Below are 15,651 nucleotides of genomic sequence, written 5' to 3'. Positions count from 1 at the left end.
CCATCATCAGGAGGAAGCAGCATGTCTTTGAGCGTCTTCGACCTGTTCAAGATCGGCATCGGCCCCTCCAGCTCGCACACGGTCGGGCCGATGCGCGCCGCCGCGCGCTTCGCCGAAGGCTTGCGCCGTGATGGCCTGCTGGCCGGCACGGCCACGGTCAAGGCCGAGCTGTACGGCTCCCTCGGCGCCACCGGCAAGGGCCACGGCAGCGACAAGGCCGTGTTGCTTGGCCTGGAAGGCGAGCATCCGGACAGCGTCGATACCGAAGCCATCCCCGCCCGTCTGCAAGCCATTCGTGAAAGCGGTCGGCTCAGCCTGCTCGGTGAACACGACATCGACTTCGTCGAAAAACAGCACCTGGCGATGATCCGCAAACCGCTGGCCTACCACCCCAACGGCATGATCTTCCGCGCCTTCGATGCCGCCGGCCTGCAGATCCGTAGCCGCGAGTACTATTCGGTGGGAGGCGGTTTCGTGGTTGACGAGGATGCGGCCGGCCATGACCGCATCGTCGAGGACAGCACCGTGCTGCCCTACCCTTTCAAGACCGGCAAGGAACTGCTCGACCACTGCACCGCGCAGCACCTGTCGTTCAGCCAGGTGATGCTGGCCAACGAGGCCGCCTGGCGCCCGGAAGCCGAGACCCGTGCCGGCCTGCTGCGCATCTGGCAGGTGATGCAGGACTGCGTCGAGGCCGGTTGCCGGCACGAAGGCATCCTGCCTGGCGGGCTGAAGGTCAAGCGCCGGGCTCCGGCGTTGTACCGCCAGCTCAGCCGGCATCCGGAAGCCAGCCTGCGTGATGCGCTGTCGGTGCTCGACTGGGTCAACCTCTACGCCCTGGCGGTGAACGAGGAAAACGCCTACGGCGGACGCGTGGTCACGGCACCGACCAATGGCGCGGCCGGCATTGTCCCCGCGGTGCTGCACTACTACATGCGCTTCGTGCCCGGCGCCAACGAGGACGGGGTGGTGCGCTTCCTGCTCACTGCCGCGGCGATCGGCATTCTGTACAAGGAGAACGCATCGATCTCCGGGGCCGAGGTGGGCTGCCAGGGCGAGGTCGGCGTGGCCTGCTCCATGGCCGCAGGCGCCCTGTGCGAGGTGATGGGCGGTACCCCGCAACAGGTGGAGAACGCCGCCGAGATCGGCATGGAACACAACCTGGGCCTGACCTGCGACCCCATTGGCGGGCTGGTCCAGGTGCCCTGCATCGAGCGCAACGCCATGGGCTCGGTGAAGGCGATCAACGCGGTGCGCATGGCCCTGCGCGGCGACGGGCAGCACTATGTTTCCCTCGACAAGGTCATCCGCACCATGCGCCAGACCGGCGCCGACATGAAAAGCAAATACAAGGAGACCGCCCGCGGCGGTCTGGCCGTCAACATCATCGAATGTTGACCCGAATAAAAACCAAGGAGTCACCGATGTCCGAAACACTGCACAAGACCCCGCTGCACGCCCTGCACCTGGAACTGGGCGCGCGCATGGTGCCGTTCGCCGGCTACGACATGCCCGTGCAATACCCCTTGGGCGTGCTCAAGGAGCACCTGCACACCCGCGAGCAGGCCGGCCTGTTCGACGTTTCGCACATGGGCCAGATCATCCTGCGCGGCAACGACGCCGCCAAGGCCCTGGAAACCCTGGTGCCGGTGGACATCATCGACCTGCCGGTGGGCATGCAGCGCTATGCCATGTTCACCAATGCCGAGGGTGGCATCCTCGACGACCTGATGGTCGCCAACCTCGGTGACGACACCCTGTTCCTGGTGGTCAACGCCGCCTGCAAGGAGCAGGACCTGGCCCACCTGCGCCAGCACATCGGCAGCCGCTGCGAGATCCAGCCACTGTTCGAGGAACGCGCCCTGCTGGCGCTGCAAGGCCCGGCGGCGGTCAAGGTGCTGGAGCGCCTGGCACCTGCGGTGGCGAAGATGACGTTCATGCAGTTCCAGCCTGTTCAACTACTCGGCGCCGACTGCTATGTCAGCCGCTCGGGCTACACCGGTGAGGACGGTTTCGAGATTTCCGTGCCGGCCGACAAGGCCGAAGCGCTGGCGCGCCGGCTGCTGGCCGAGCCAGAGGTACAGCCAATCGGCCTGGGCGCACGCGACTCACTGCGCCTGGAGGCCGGCCTGTGCCTGTACGGCCACGACATGGACACCACCACCACGCCGATCGAGGCAAGCCTGCTGTGGGCCATCTCCAAGGTGCGCCGCGCCGACGGCGCACGGGCCGGTGGTTTCCCGGGTGCCGACACCGTGTTTGCCCAGCAACAGTCCGGCGTGGCGCGCAAGCGCGTAGGCCTGCTGCCCCAGGAGCGCACCCCGGTGCGTGAAGGCGCGCAGATCGTCGACGCGACAGGCAAGGTGGTCGGCGAGGTGTGCAGCGGCGGCTTCGGCCCGACGCTCGGCGCGCCGGTCACAATGGGCTATGTCGATAACGAACACACCACCCTGGACACTGCACTGTTTGCAATGGTGCGCGGCAAGCAAGTTGCCATGAAAGTCAGCAAAATGCCTTTCGTGGCGCAACGTTACTACCGTGGCTGAATGAGTGGATTGGACGGGTTCGACATATTCGTTTTCGAACCTGTCCAATAACTTCTGAACATAGCGCCAGGCCAGGCGCCACGGCGTTTCCGACAAATCGTTCGGTGATCGGGAAAAGCCTGATTTTCACCCGTCGCAAGGGCTTGTTTTTCGCTCGGCAGTTGGCGTAGAGTCACTGCACTGTGTTTGCATGGGTCGCAACAGTTCGTGACCTGGGCCAGTAGCCGCAATCTGCTACAACCCGTTCGACGTCTCTTACTTTCCTGCAACCCAGCCCAGTAGTCTTTCACTTACAAAAAGTGTGAAAGAAACTGTCATCAATATTTAAGCTTCATAGGAAATAAGACAATGGCTGAGCGTCAGAACGGTACCGTCAAGTGGTTCAATGACGAAAAAGGTTACGGCTTCATCACCCCAGAAAGCGGTCCGGATCTGTTCGTGCACTTCCGCGCCATCCAAGGCAACGGCTTCAAGAGCCTGAAAGAAGGCCAGAAAGTGACCTTCGTGGCCGTCCAGGGCCAGAAAGGCATGCAGGCTGACGAAGTGCAGGCCGAAGGCTGATCTTCCGATAAAAAGCCCCTGTGTTGACGCACAGGGGCTTTTTTGTGCGCGCAATTCCATAGAATGGGCCTTTGCCATCTGGAGCTGTCATGCATGTCCAAGCCATTGCTCAACCCCCAGGGTGATTTCCCGCCGGTCGGCCTGGGCCGTCGCCTGGCCGCGATGTTCTACGACTTCCTGCTGTGCACGGCCCTGCTGATCGTGACTGCCGGCGCCTACAAGATGATCCAGATGGCGATCATCGGCGAGGCGCGCATGCGCGAGCTGACCGAGGCCGGTGCGTTGGACGGCGACCCGCTGCTGTCGACGATCCTGCTGTTCGCCCTGTTCGGCTTCTTCGCCAAGTTCTGGACCCACGGTGGCCAGACCCTGGGCATGCAGGTATGGGGCATGCGCGTGCAGAACGCCGATGGCAGCGCCATCAGCCTCTGGCAGGCATTGCTGCGTTTCGTGGTGTCGATCGCGTCGTGGCTGTGCCTGGGGCTGGGTTTCATCTGGTCGTTGTTCGACAAACGTAAACGCAGCTGGCACGACATCTATTCCGAGACCCAGCTGGTACGCCTGCCCAAGCGCAAGAAGTGAGCTGCGCGGGCATCAGGCCTGCGAAATGCACTCGCAAAAAAGCCGACCCAAGGGTCGGCTTCTTTATGCAGCTCAGGCCATCAACCCGCCCGGCGCATCAACCACAAGCCCGCCAGCGCACAGATGCCGGCCGGAATCACCACCGCCAGCAGCGGCGGGAAGCCGAACACCTGGCTCGATGGGCCCAGCAGTTCCCCGGCGATGCGGAATACGAAGCCCACCAGCACACCGGTGAACACGCGCTGGCCAAGGGTGACCGAACGCAACGGGCCGAAGATGAACGAAATCGCCATCAGCACCAGCGCCGCGGTGACCACCGGCTGCAGGACCTTGGTCCAGAACGCCAGCCAGTAGCGGGCGTTGTTCAGCCCCTGGTCGGAAAGGTAGTGGATGTAGTCCCACAGCCCGGTGATCGACAGCGACTCCGGTGCCAGCACCACGGTGTTGAGCAACTCCGGGGTCACCGACACGTCCCACACCTCTTCTAGGCTCTTGACCACTTCGGTGTGGTCACCGCGGAAGTAGGTGGTGGCCACATCGTTGAGCATCCATTTGCCATCGACGTACTGCGCCCGGCGGGCGAAGCTGGAGGTCTGGATCTTGCGCTCGCTGTCGAAGCGGTAGCGGGTCACGCCCAGCAGCAGGCCATTGGGCTGCACCGAGTTGATGTGCACGAACTCCTCGCCCTGGCGGTGCCACATGCCGCGCTTGGAACTCTGCGCCTCGCCACCGCCCTGGGCCAGCGAACGGTCGGCCTGGGCCTTGTTCTCGGTCACCGGGGCCACGTATTCGCCGATCAGCAGGCCGACCAGCATCAGCACCAGCATCGGCTTCATCACCGCCCAGACGATGCGCCCGATGGACACACCGGCAGCGCGCATGATGGTCAGCTCGCTGCTGCTGGCCAGGCTGCCCAGGCCGATCAGGCAGCCGATCAGCGCCGCCATCGGCAGCATGTCGTAGAGCCGGCGCGGCGCGGTGAGCAGCACGAAGCTGCTGGCATCCATGACCGTGTAAGTGTCGCTCAGGTCGCCCATCTCATCGATGAAGGCGAACAACGAGGCCAGGCCGAGGATGATGCCCAGCACGGCGAGAATGGCCAGCAGCACGCTCTGGCCGATGTAGCGGTCCAGTTTAACCACGGGCCACCTCCGCACGGCGAGCGGCACGCTTCAGACGCAGCGGCTCCCAGTACATCAGCGCCAGGCCGATCAGCAGGAACAGGCCATGGACCCACCAGATACCCAGCGAGATAGGCAACTTGCCCTTCTCCAGGGCGCCACGCACGGAAATCAGCATTGTCAGATAGGCCATGTACAGGAGAATCGCCGGCAGCAGCTTGAGGAAGCGGCCCTGGCGCGGGTTGACGCGCGACAGCGGCACCGCCAGCAGGGTGACCACGAACACCAGCAGCGGCAGCGACAGGCGCCATTGTAGCTCGGCGCGCTCACGCAGCCCCTGATGCCCGAACAGGTCAGAAGTCGGGATGGCCTCGCGCTCGGTCACCTCCTCGGCGACCTCAGGCTTTGGCAGCAGCACGCCATAGGTGTCGTACTTGATCGCACGGTAGTCGGCCTGGCCGGGATTGCCGTCGTAGCGGTATCCGTTCTGCAGCACCAGGTAGCGGTTGCCGTCGGCCTGCACTTCCTGGTGGCCTTTCTCGGCGACCAGCACCGAAGGCGCGCGGTCCTTGGTCTTGTCCTGGTTGAAGCGTTTCTCGGAGATGAACACGCCCGCCAGGTTGATGCGGTCATCGGACAGCTGCTCGGTGTAGGTCACCCGCGAGCCATCGCGCAGGGTCTGGAAACGGCCCGGCACCAGGGTGTCGAACTCGGTCAGGGTATCCTGCTGGGCGATGATCTTCTGCACCTGGGCAACCCCCAGGGGGGCCAGGCTCAGGCTCAGCCAGGCCACCAGCAGGGCGACCAGTGCCGCCGGCACCATGGTCACGGCAAGCAGGCGCTGCTGGCTCATGCCAGTGGCCGACAGCACGGTCATCTCGCTTTCGAGATACAACCGGCCATAGGCAAGCAGGATACCGAGGAACAGCCCCAGCGGCAGGATCAGTTGCAGGAAGCCCGGCAGGCGGAACCCCATGATCATGAACAGCACGCCCGGGTCGAGCATGCCCTGGGCCGCCTGGGCCAGGTACTTGATGAAGCGCCCGCTCATGATGATCACCAGCAGCACGGCGCTGACGGCGCTCAAGGTCACCAGGACCTCGCGGGACAGATAACGAAAGACGATCAAACCAGACACTCCTGGGTTGTCAGGGGTTCAAAGCCAGACGAACGATTCGGACAGCCAAGACCAATGCCGGTTCGCCAAGGCGAACCTCCATGTAAAAGTGCGCGCATTATCCTGTGATTGACGGCGCCTGTCACTTGGCCGCGCACCTTGGCGCATGACGGGGTTGTCAGCAAGGTCGCGGCAAGCTCAAACTGGCAGCTTTTCCGCTGGCCGGCAAAGGTTGCCGGGGCGGTTTGACGAGCGCTTGCCCAAGACAGCGCCAACTGACAGATCATTCGGGGACCCCAGACATGGAACTGGTTGTAAAAAGCGTAGCCGCTGTATCCGTCAAGACCGCAACCCTGGTCGTGCCGGTGGGTGAAGGCCGCAAGCTCGGCGCCACCGCCAAGGCCGTCGACCAGGCCACCGAAGGCGCCATCAGCGCGCTGCTCAAGCGCGGCGACCTGGCCGGCAAGCCGGGCCAGACCCTGCTGCTGCACTGCCTGCCGGGCCTGAAGGCCGAGCGCGTGCTGCTGGTCGGCAGCGGCAAGGACGAAGCCCTCGGCGACCGCGCCTGGCGCAAGCTGGTGGCCAGCGTCGCCGGCGTGCTCAAGGGCCTGGGTGGCGGCGACGCCGTGCTGGCTCTGGACGACATCGCCGTCACCGGCCGCGATGGCCACTACGGCAAGTACCGCCTGCTGGCCGAGACCCTGCTCGACGGCAACTACGTGTTCGACCGCTACAAGGGCCAGAAGGCCGAACCGCGCGCCCTGAAGAAAGTCACCCTGCTCACCGCCAAGGCCGGCCAGGCCGAGGCCGAGCGCGCCGTCAAGCATGCCAGCGCCATCGCCACCGGCATGGCCTTCACCCGCGACCTGGGCAACCTGCCGCCGAACGTCTGCCACCCGAGCTTCCTCGCCGAACAGGCCAAGGACCTGGGCAAGGCGCACAAGGGTCTCAAGGTCGAGGTGCTGGACGAGAAGAAGATCAAGGACCTGGGCATGGGCGCGTTCTACGCCGTGGGCCAGGGCAGCGACCAGCCACCACGGCTGATCGTGCTCAACTACCAGGGCGGCAAGAAGAGCGAAAAACCGTTCGTGCTGGTCGGCAAGGGCATCACCTTCGACACCGGCGGCATCAGCCTCAAGCCCGGCGCCGGCATGGACGAGATGAAGTACGACATGTGCGGCGCCGCCAGTGTGTTCGGCACCCTGCGCGCCGTGCTCGAGCTGCAACTGCCGATCAACCTGGTGTGCCTGCTGGCCTGCGCCGAAAACATGCCGAGCGGCGGCGCCACCCGTCCGGGCGACATCGTCACCACCATGAGCGGGCAGACCGTCGAGATCCTCAACACCGACGCCGAAGGCCGCCTGGTGCTGTGCGACACCCTCACCTACGCCGAACGCTTCAAGCCACAGGCGGTGATCGACATCGCCACCCTGACCGGCGCCTGCATCGTCGCCCTGGGCAGCCACACCTCCGGCCTGATGGGCAATGACGACGCCCTGGTCGGCCAACTGCTCGACGCCGGCAAGCGCGCCGACGACCGCGCCTGGCAGCTGCCGCTGTTCGATGAGTACCAGGAGCAGCTGGACAGCCCGTTCGCCGACATCGCCAACATCGGTGGCCCGAAGGCCGGCACCATCACCGCCGGCTGCTTCCTGTCGCGCTTCGCCAAGGCCTACCACTGGGCGCACCTGGACATCGCCGGCACTGCCTGGATCAGCGGCGGCAAGGACAAGGGCGCCTCGGGCCGCCCGGTACCGCTGCTCACCCAGTACCTGCTGGACCGCGCCGGCGCCTGATGGCGCGCAGCCGGTGGCGTCCCTGCGCCACCGGCCGGCACTTAACGATCATGAGCAAAGTCGATTTCTACATCCTGCCCAGCGACTCGCTGTCGGTGCGCCTGGATTTCGCCTGCAAGCTGTGCGAAAAGGCCTGGCGCCTCGGCCACCGGGTCTACCTGCACTGCCAGGACGAGGCGCAGCGCAGCGAACTTGACCTGCGCCTGTGGCAGTTCAAGGGCGAGGCCTTCTTGCCCCACGACCATGCCGAACAGCACCCCGACGCCGTTGTCGCGCTGGGTGTCGGCGCCGATGCTGGCCAACACCGTGACCTGCTGATCAACCTGGGTGGCGAGGTTCCGGCCTTTGTCGGCCAGTTCGAACGGGTCGCCGAAATCGTCGTCGAGGAGCCGGCCATCCGCCTGGCCGCTCGCGAGCGATTCCGTTTCTACCGCGAACAGGGCTATGCTCTGCAAGACCACCGCTTACAGCGACTTTGACGACGATGGACAAGCAGCTGAACTCCCTGACCCATTCCGCCCACCTGCTCGACGACCTCGAGTCGATCCGCGAGCTGCTGGGTGACGCCGACCTGCAACCGCCCCTGCTGACCGAAACCGTGGAGCAGATCCCCCTGCTGCTCGACGAGCCGAGCGCCGAAGCGCCCGCCGCCGCAGCGCCGGCACCGACTCCGGCACCCGAAGAGGATGCCCAGACCCGCCGCCAGGACACCCTGCTGCATCTGGACGCCGAACTGCGCGCCGCGGCGCAGTCGATCATGCAGGACGTGATCAACGACTTCACCCCGCACATCGAGACCGAGATCAAGCGCCGCCTCGATGCGCGGCTGGAGCGGTTGCTCAAGCGTTCCGAGTAACCCTTCGTCCGCATCGCGGGGCAAGCCCGTTCCACAAGCGGGCTTGCCCGCTACACCTGTCTTGAAACGCGCAGCTTGGTTATACTTCCCGGCTTTCCCGAATTAATGCCTAAGGGTCCCGCCGCGCATGGATAAGACCTACCAGCCGCACGCCATCGAAACTTCCTGGTACAACACCTGGGAGTCCGAGAACTATTTCGCCCCACAAGGTGCAGGCGAGTCCTACACCATCATGATCCCGCCGCCGAACGTGACCGGCAGCCTGCACATGGGCCACGGCTTCAACAACGCGATCATGGACGCCCTGATCCGTTTCCGCCGCATGCAAGGGCGCGACACCCTGTGGCAGCCGGGTACCGACCACGCCGGTATCGCCACCCAGATGCTGGTCGAGCGCCAGCTCGAGGCCAAGGGCCAGAACCGCCACGACCTGGGCCGTGAGCAGTTCCTGGAGAAGGTCTGGGAGTGGAAGGACCAGTCGGGCGGCAACATCAGCCGCCAGATCCGCCGCCTGGGCTCGTCGGTGGACTGGAGCCGTGAGCGCTTCACCATGGACGACGGCCTCTCCGAGGCGGTCAAGGAAGCCTTCGTGCGCCTGCACGAAGACGGCCTGATCTACCGCGGCAAGCGCCTGGTCAACTGGGACACCAAGCTGCACACGGCAATCTCCGACCTCGAAGTGGAAAACCACGACGAGAAGGGCCACCTGTGGAACCTGCGCTATCCGCTGGCCGACGGCGCCAAGACCGCCGACGGCAAGGACCACCTGGTGGTCGCCACCACCCGTCCGGAAACCCTGCTCGGTGACGTCGCCGTTGCCGTCAACCCGAACGACGAGCGCTACCAGGCCCTGATCGGCAAGTTCGTCAAACTGCCGCTGGTCGGTCGTCTGATCCCGATCGTCGCCGATGACTATTGCGACCCCGAATTCGGCACCGGCTGCGTGAAGATCACCCCGGCCCACGATTTCAACGACTACGAAGTCGGCAAGCGCCACAACCTGCCGCTGCTGAACATCTTCGACAAGAACGCCACCGTGCTGGCCGCGGTGCAGGCATTCAACCTCGACGGCAGTGTCAACGAGCAGCTCGACACCTCGCTGCCGGCCCAGTACGCCGGCCTCGACCGCTTCGTCGCGCGCAAGCAGATGGTCGCCGACCTGGACGCCCAAGGCCTGCTGGTCAGCATCGACGACCACGCCCTGAAAGTACCGAAAGGCGACCGCTCCGGCACCGTCATCGAGCCATGGCTGACCGACCAGTGGTACGTCTCCACCAAGCCGCTGGCCGAGCCTGCCATCGCCGCCGTCGAAGACGGCCGCATCCAGTTCGTGCCCAAGCAGTACGAGAACATGTACTTCTCGTGGATGCGCGACATCCAGGACTGGTGCATCAGCCGCCAGCTGTGGTGGGGCCACCGCATCCCGGCCTGGTACGACGAGGCCGGCCAGGTCTATGTCGGCCGCGACGAGGCCGAAGTGCGCGCCAAGCACAACCTGGGCAACGATGTGAAACTGCGCCAGGATGACGACGTGCTCGACACCTGGTTCAGCTCGGGCCTGTGGACCTTCTCCACCCTGGGCTGGCCGGAACAGACCGAGTTCCTGAAGAAGTTCCACTCCACCGACGTGCTGGTGACCGGCTTTGACATCATTTTCTTCTGGGTCGCCCGGATGATCATGCTGACCATGCACCTGATCAAGAACGAGGACGGCACCCCGCAGGTACCGTTCAAGACCGTCTACGTGCACGGCCTGGTGCGTGATGGCCAGGGGCAGAAGATGTCCAAGTCCAAGGGCAACGTCCTCGACCCGCTGGACATCGTCGACGGCATCACCCTCGACGCCCTGCTGGAAAAACGCACCAGCGGCATGATGCAGCCCAAGCTCGCCGAGAAGATCGCCAAGCAGACCAAGGCCGAGTTCCCCGAAGGCATCGCCAGCTACGGCACCGACGCCCTGCGCTTCACCTTCTGCTCGCTGGCTTCCACCGGTCGTGACATCAAGTTCGACATGGGCCGCGTCGAAGGCTACCGCAACTTCTGCAACAAGATCTGGAACGCCGCCCGCTACGTGTTGGACAAGGGCGAGGACTGCGGCCAGAACGGCGAGGCCTACGAGCTGTCGCTGGCCGACCGCTGGATCATCTCGCAGCTGCAGCGTACCGAAGCCGAGGTGACCCGCCAGCTCGAGCAGTTCCGCTTCGACCTGGCCAGCCAGGCGCTGTACGAGTTCATCTGGAACCAGTACTGCGACTGGTACCTGGAGCTGTCCAAGCCGGTGCTGTGGGACGAGAATGCCCCGGTCGAGCGCGCCCGCGGCACCCGCCGCACCCTGGTACGCGTGCTGGAAGTGGCCCTGCGCCTGGCCCACCCGTTCATGCCGTTCATCACCGAAGAGATCTGGCAGCGCATCGCGCCACTGGCCGGCATCAACGGCAAGACCATCATGTTGCAGCCATGGCCTGAAGCGAACGAAAGCCGCATCGACGCCGCCGCCGAAGGCGACATCGAGTGGCTCAAGGAGCTGATGGTCGGCCTGCGCAACATCCGCGCCGAGATGAACATCGGCCCGGGCAAGCCGCTGCCGCTGTTCCTGAAGAACGCCAATGCCGACGACCAGCGTCGCCTGCAGGAAAACGAAGCGCTGCTCAAGAAGCTGGCCAAGGTCGAGTCGTTCACCGTGCTCGGCGAACAGGACGAAGCACCACTGTCGGCCACCGCCCTGGTGGGTGACCTGCAAGTACTGGTGCCGATGGCCGGCCTGATCGACAAGGACGCCGAGCTTGCGCGCCTGAGCAAGGAGATCCAGCGCCTGCAGGGTGAAGTGCAGCGCGTCGGCGGCAAGCTGTCCAACGCCGCCTTCGTCGACAAGGCCCCACCTGCGGTGATCGAGAAGGAACGCGCCAAGCTGGCCGAATCGGAGCAGGCCCTGGCCAACTTCACCGAACAGCATGCGCGGATTGCTGCGCTGTAATTCAAACGTGAAGCCATAGGGGGCTGCTTCGCAGCCCATCGCCGGCAAGCCGGCTCCCACAGGTACTGCACTATCCTGTGGGAGCCGGCTTGCCGGCGATGCTTTTTCAGGACCCCACCATGACCCAGAAACCCACCCTGCATCCGCGCAACCGCCACCAGGGCCGCTACGACTTCCCCGCCCTGATCAAGGCACATCCGGACCTGGCCCGCTTCACCATCACCAACCCCTACGGCAAACCCAGCATCGACTTCGCCAACCCTGAAGCCGTTCGGGTATTCAACCGCGCCCTGCTCAAGGCCCAATACGGCATCCAGCACTGGGACATTCCTGCCGACTACCTGTGCCCGCCGATCCCCGGCCGCGCCGACTACATCCATGTGCTGGCCGACCTGCTGGGCGAAGACAACGGCGGTGAAATCCCCCGTGGCGCCCAGGTGCACGCCCTGGATATCGGCGTCGGCGCCAACTGCATCTACCCCCTGCTCGGGCACAGCGACTACCGCTGGCGCTTCACAGGCTCCGACATCGACAGCGTGGCCCTGGCCTCGGCCAAGGCCATCGTCCAGGCCAACAAGCTCGACAAGGCCATCGGCCTGCGCCTGCAAGCGGATCGCAAGCGCATCCTCAGCGGCCTGCTGCAGGCCGACGAGCGCTTTGACCTGACCCTGTGCAACCCGCCCTTCCACGCCTCGCGCGAGGAGGCCACCCGCGGCAGCCAACGCAAATGGAAGAACCTCGGCAAGCAGGACCCCAAGCGCAAGCTGCCGGTGCTGAACTTCGGGGGGCAGAACAATGAACTGTGGTGCGAAGGTGGCGAGATCCGCTTCGTCGCCCAGTTGGTCGCCGAAAGCGCGCAGTACGCCGCCCAGGTGCTGTGGTTCACCAGCCTGGTGTCCAAGGCCAGCAACCTGCCGGGTATCGAGGCAGCCTTGAAAAAGGCCGGGGTGAAGGACCTGCGCATCGTCGAAATGGGCCAGGGGCAGAAGCAGAGCCGCATGGTTGCCTGGAGTTTCCACGACGAGAGTGCACGCCAGCAATGGCGCACCCTGCGCAAATCCCGGGCATGAAAAAACCGCGCCCGGGCAAGCCGGGCGCGGTTTCGTCAAATCAACAATTACTTGTTGATCGAGTCGCTCAGGGCTTTGGCAGGAACGAACTTGACGACTTTCTTGGCAGCGATTTCGATGGCGGCGCCAGTCGAAGGGTTGCGGCCAGTACGGGCAGGGCGCTCGGAGACTTTCAGTTTGCCGATGCCTGGCAGAGTGATTTCGGCGCCGTTTTCCAGTTGGTCGGCGACGATCTGGCCCAGTTGCTCCAGAGCGTTACGCGCGGTGGTTTTCGGCGCGTCGATGGCTTCAGCGATATCGGCAATCAGTTGGTCTTTGGTCAGTGCCATGGTGGTGTTCCTTCCCTATCAAATTCAGTAGTTGTGCAGCGTGCTTGGTCGGTGGTCGGGCCAGCCCGGGACAATCCAGAGGCCGCGTCGATCGCGTATGTAGATACGTGTCAATGGCCATTAATTTTGACCCACTTTTGGCCAATAGAATTGACCCACTTGCTCACCGCTAACCGCCGGTTTTCTGCTTCAAACGATAGCTCTCACCTCCCAGCATAAAGATGTGTGAATGGTGGATCACGCGGTCGATGATGGGCACGGCCACGTTGTCGTCATGGAAGAACTCGCCCCAGCTGGTGAAGTCCTTGTTGGTGGTCAGGATGACCGAGCGGTACTCGTACAGGTTGTTGATTAACTGGAACAGGTTGTACCGGGCTTGGCGCGTCATCGGCAGGTAGCCCAGCTCATCGATGATCAGCACGTCGTATTTGCTCAGCTGATTAAGGCGCTTCTTCAGCTCGCCCTTCATTTCCGCCAGCTCCAGATCCTCGACCAACGCCAGAGCCGTGCGGAACAGCACCTTGTAGCCCGCCTGAACCGCCTTGTGGCCAATCCCAATGGCCAAGTGGGTCTTGCCCACACCCGGTGGTCCGATGAACACCAGGTTGTCGCGGTTGTCGATAAAGCTGAAGTCCAGCAAGGTGCTGACCTGGCGCTTGGTGATGGTGGTCTGGTGCCGGTAATCGAAGGCCTCCAGATGCTTCTCCGAGGGGAACTGCGCCTGCTTGAGGTTGCGGCTTACGCGGCTACTGGAGCGGGCGTTAAGCTCATGCTCGACCAGTGACTGGGCGAAGCTCAGGTAGGACAGTTCATTGGCTTCGGCTCTGGCCAGCAGGGTGGCCAGCTCACCCGCGGTCGCGCTGAGGCGCAGGCTTCGGTACTGCGCGATAGTGCTGTCGAGCAGGCTCATTGGGTCACCCCGTGGCCAGTCGACTGGCCAATGCGGGCATAAGCGTTCAGGTCGGCGTGACTAACCTGGCTACCGGCCTCTGGCGCATAGTCATGGTCGCCGATGATCCGGCCCCGCGCCTTGGCTTGCTGCCATGCTTCGAGGTAGCGCTTGAGCCCGGTGGCGGTCAGTTCACTGCGCTCGCACAACTCGCCGAGCAACGCCGTATCAACCGGCGCATGGGCCATGAGCAGGTCGCGTGCAGCAACCAGCTGATCCTTGTAGATACGCGGCGAAGTACGCTTGAGCAGTTGGCACAGGGTTGCCCCAAGGGCATCGGGCAGGATCGAGTCGATGCCGCGCTCCAGGTCGGTAATGCGCTGGGCATGGTCTCGGTAATGGTTGTTGTTCTTGATCATCCGGCCCTTGGCCTTGCACAGGTCATGGGTGGCTATGAGTTCACCGCTCTCCAGGTCATGGATCAGCAACTGGTTGTCCTGTGCGCTGACACCGACACGGGCTTGCTGCCAGGCCATGGGTACCGAGTACTTGTTGGCCTGCCATGAGATCAAGCCGGTCTTGTCGACCTTGCGGGTCTCCCTTGTCGGCGCCACGTGCAGCAGGTTCTGCGGGACGAGATAGGGCTTGAGCTGACTACGCTCCAGTGCCTCGAAATGCGCTCTTGGATGCTGCCCCGTCGTGCCGTGCACGCGTGCGTTGGCGACAGTCTCGAGCCAATCATTCAGGTGCTGTCGGACGGCGGCCTCGTCCTGGAAGTGCTCGCCGTAGAAGCAGTCACGCTTGACGTACTTGACCCCGGCCTCCACCTTGCCCTTGCTCTCCGGGTCATAGCCCTCGCAGGCATGGATGCGGTACCCGACGGTAGTCGCATACTGGTGGAAGCGCTGGTTCAGCGTCAGCTCACGGTACTGCTCGTTGATCACCACCATCTTGGTCTGATCGTAGATGCACTCCTCGGTGACGCCGCCGAAGTAGCGGAAGGCCTCGTCGTGCATCTGGATAAACCGTTCGGTATCCAGCGGCCGGAAGTTCAGACCGACATACATCAGCCGTGAACAGGACAGCACAAACACCACAAAATGAACGACACGCTCCAGGCCGCCAATCATGACGCCTCGCAGCTCACCGGGGTCGACCTGACACTGCACGCCAGGCACTGACTCAACGACCGGCTCGTAATAGCGCAACTGGCCACTGGCAACCTGCTGCTTGAGCGCTTGCACATAGCGGCGAATGCTCCGGTCTGACACCGCCAGCTCGGTGGTGCGCTCCCTCAGGCGACGGGCCAGCTTGACTGCGCTCAGGGCTGGAAACTGACCCAACTGATTAATCAGATAATCGCGGTGCTCGTCGAGCACCTTGGTGCGTGAAGGGTCAGCAATGGTAGCGCTGATCTGCATCTCATCCAGGTGGAGATACTTGCGTACGGTGTTCCGGGAAATCCCCAGCTCACGACTGATGGCACGGACCGACAGGCCTCGGCCCTGGTCATACAACCCCTTGATCTTGTGAATCACAACCCACTCCTTCAATGATCTGTCCCCGGCCTGTGCATAAGGCGGGTGACGCTACATGGTCGGTGGCCAATGCCACTATGGGTGGGTCAAAATTGTTGGCCAGAGGTGGGTCAGTTTAATTGGCCATTAACATAGATACGCAAATCGGCGTTTGGTTCGACACTGCGCAAGCGATCTGCCAGCAATGCGCCACCCAAGGGGCGCAAGACCGCGCAAAGCTACCACAGGAATCGATAAATATCCGCTGCCGACTGCGTTTTTGTTCAGGTTTT

At 63.7% G+C, this 15,651-nt stretch carries 14 protein-coding genes; 9 read left to right on the top strand and 5 right to left on the bottom strand.

Going from position 1 to position 15,651, the window contains the following annotated elements; genetic code table 11:
- Positions 1-21 precede the first annotated feature (21 nt).
- The 4 genes from C3F42_RS22885 to C3F42_RS22870 all read left to right on the top strand — a co-directional run bounded on the left by C3F42_RS22885 (position 22) and on the right by C3F42_RS22870 (position 3,689).
- Positions 22-1,398, top strand: a complete 1,377-nt coding sequence (locus C3F42_RS22885; RefSeq protein ID WP_104444951.1) for an L-serine ammonia-lyase — start codon at positions 22-24, stop codon at positions 1,396-1,398.
- A 26-nt stretch (positions 1,399-1,424) separates the two neighbouring features.
- The gene (gcvT, locus tag C3F42_RS22880) at positions 1,425-2,546 is read left to right on the top strand and encodes a glycine cleavage system aminomethyltransferase GcvT (protein WP_094011698.1); all 1,122 of its coding nucleotides are present in this window, start codon (positions 1,425-1,427) and stop codon (positions 2,544-2,546) included.
- 348 nt (positions 2,547-2,894) lie between these two features.
- Entirely contained in the window at positions 2,895-3,107 is a 213-nt protein-coding gene (locus C3F42_RS22875) for a cold-shock protein (protein WP_046854299.1), read from the top strand.
- A gap of 93 nt (positions 3,108-3,200) precedes the next feature.
- Positions 3,201-3,689, top strand: coding sequence for an RDD family protein (locus tag C3F42_RS22870; protein WP_046854298.1), 489 nt, complete (start codon positions 3,201-3,203; stop codon positions 3,687-3,689).
- An 80-nt stretch (positions 3,690-3,769) separates the two neighbouring features.
- Here C3F42_RS22870 and lptG read toward each other — a convergent pair whose 3' ends face one another.
- Together lptG and lptF are read right to left on the bottom strand one after the other, a co-directional pair.
- Positions 3,770-4,831 (bottom strand): LPS export ABC transporter permease LptG, encoded by a 1,062-nt coding sequence (gene lptG, locus C3F42_RS22865; protein ID WP_104444950.1) that lies wholly within the window; start codon positions 4,829-4,831, stop codon positions 3,770-3,772.
- Positions 4,824-5,939, bottom strand: coding sequence for an LPS export ABC transporter permease LptF (lptF, locus tag C3F42_RS22860; RefSeq protein WP_023632478.1), 1,116 nt, complete (start codon positions 5,937-5,939; stop codon positions 4,824-4,826). Before lptF ends, lptG begins: the two co-directional genes overlap by 8 nt.
- A gap of 290 nt (positions 5,940-6,229) precedes the next feature.
- Here lptF and C3F42_RS22855 point away from each other — a divergent pair, with 290 nt between their 5' ends.
- The 5 genes from C3F42_RS22855 (at position 6,230) to rlmF (ending at position 12,623) form a co-directional block, all read left to right on the top strand.
- Positions 6,230-7,723, top strand: a complete 1,494-nt coding sequence (locus tag C3F42_RS22855) for a leucyl aminopeptidase (protein ID WP_104444949.1) — start codon at positions 6,230-6,232, stop codon at positions 7,721-7,723.
- A gap of 50 nt (positions 7,724-7,773) precedes the next feature.
- The gene (locus C3F42_RS22850) at positions 7,774-8,202 is read left to right on the top strand and encodes a DNA polymerase III subunit chi (protein WP_023629112.1); all 429 of its coding nucleotides are present in this window, start codon (positions 7,774-7,776) and stop codon (positions 8,200-8,202) included.
- Positions 8,203-8,207: 5 nt separating this feature from the next.
- A complete protein-coding gene (locus tag C3F42_RS22845) occupies positions 8,208-8,579 on the top strand; it encodes a hypothetical protein (protein ID WP_046854295.1) in 372 nt (123 codons plus the stop codon).
- 127 nt (positions 8,580-8,706) lie between these two features.
- Positions 8,707-11,553: a valine--tRNA ligase gene (locus C3F42_RS22840; RefSeq protein ID WP_023629114.1), complete on the top strand. Its 2,847-nt coding sequence runs from the start codon at positions 8,707-8,709 to the stop codon at positions 11,551-11,553.
- 119 nt (positions 11,554-11,672) lie between these two features.
- Entirely contained in the window at positions 11,673-12,623 is a 951-nt protein-coding gene (gene rlmF / locus C3F42_RS22835; RefSeq protein ID WP_104444948.1) for a 23S rRNA (adenine(1618)-N(6))-methyltransferase RlmF, read from the top strand.
- Between the two features lie 47 nt (positions 12,624-12,670).
- On the opposite strand, the gene C3F42_RS22830 is transcribed toward rlmF, so the two are convergent.
- From C3F42_RS22830 to istA, 3 genes are all read right to left on the bottom strand, one after another.
- Positions 12,671-12,952, bottom strand: a complete 282-nt coding sequence (locus tag C3F42_RS22830) for an HU family DNA-binding protein (RefSeq protein WP_008098055.1) — start codon at positions 12,950-12,952, stop codon at positions 12,671-12,673.
- 169 nt (positions 12,953-13,121) lie between these two features.
- Positions 13,122-13,862 (bottom strand): IS21-like element helper ATPase IstB, encoded by a 741-nt coding sequence (istB, locus tag C3F42_RS22825; protein ID WP_064491510.1) that lies wholly within the window; start codon positions 13,860-13,862, stop codon positions 13,122-13,124.
- Entirely contained in the window at positions 13,859-15,379 is a 1,521-nt protein-coding gene (gene istA / locus C3F42_RS22820; RefSeq protein WP_081273177.1) for an IS21 family transposase, read from the bottom strand. The genes istB and istA overlap by 4 nt, the downstream gene beginning before the upstream one ends.
- Positions 15,380-15,651: the final 272 nt, after the last annotated feature.

This window comes from Pseudomonas sp. PONIH3, from assembly GCF_002934345.1.
Taxonomy (GTDB): domain Bacteria; phylum Pseudomonadota; class Gammaproteobacteria; order Pseudomonadales; family Pseudomonadaceae; genus Aquipseudomonas; species Aquipseudomonas soli.
The sequence above is the reverse complement of the archived record's forward strand: the minus strand, read 5'-3'. Positions and strand labels throughout refer to the sequence as shown.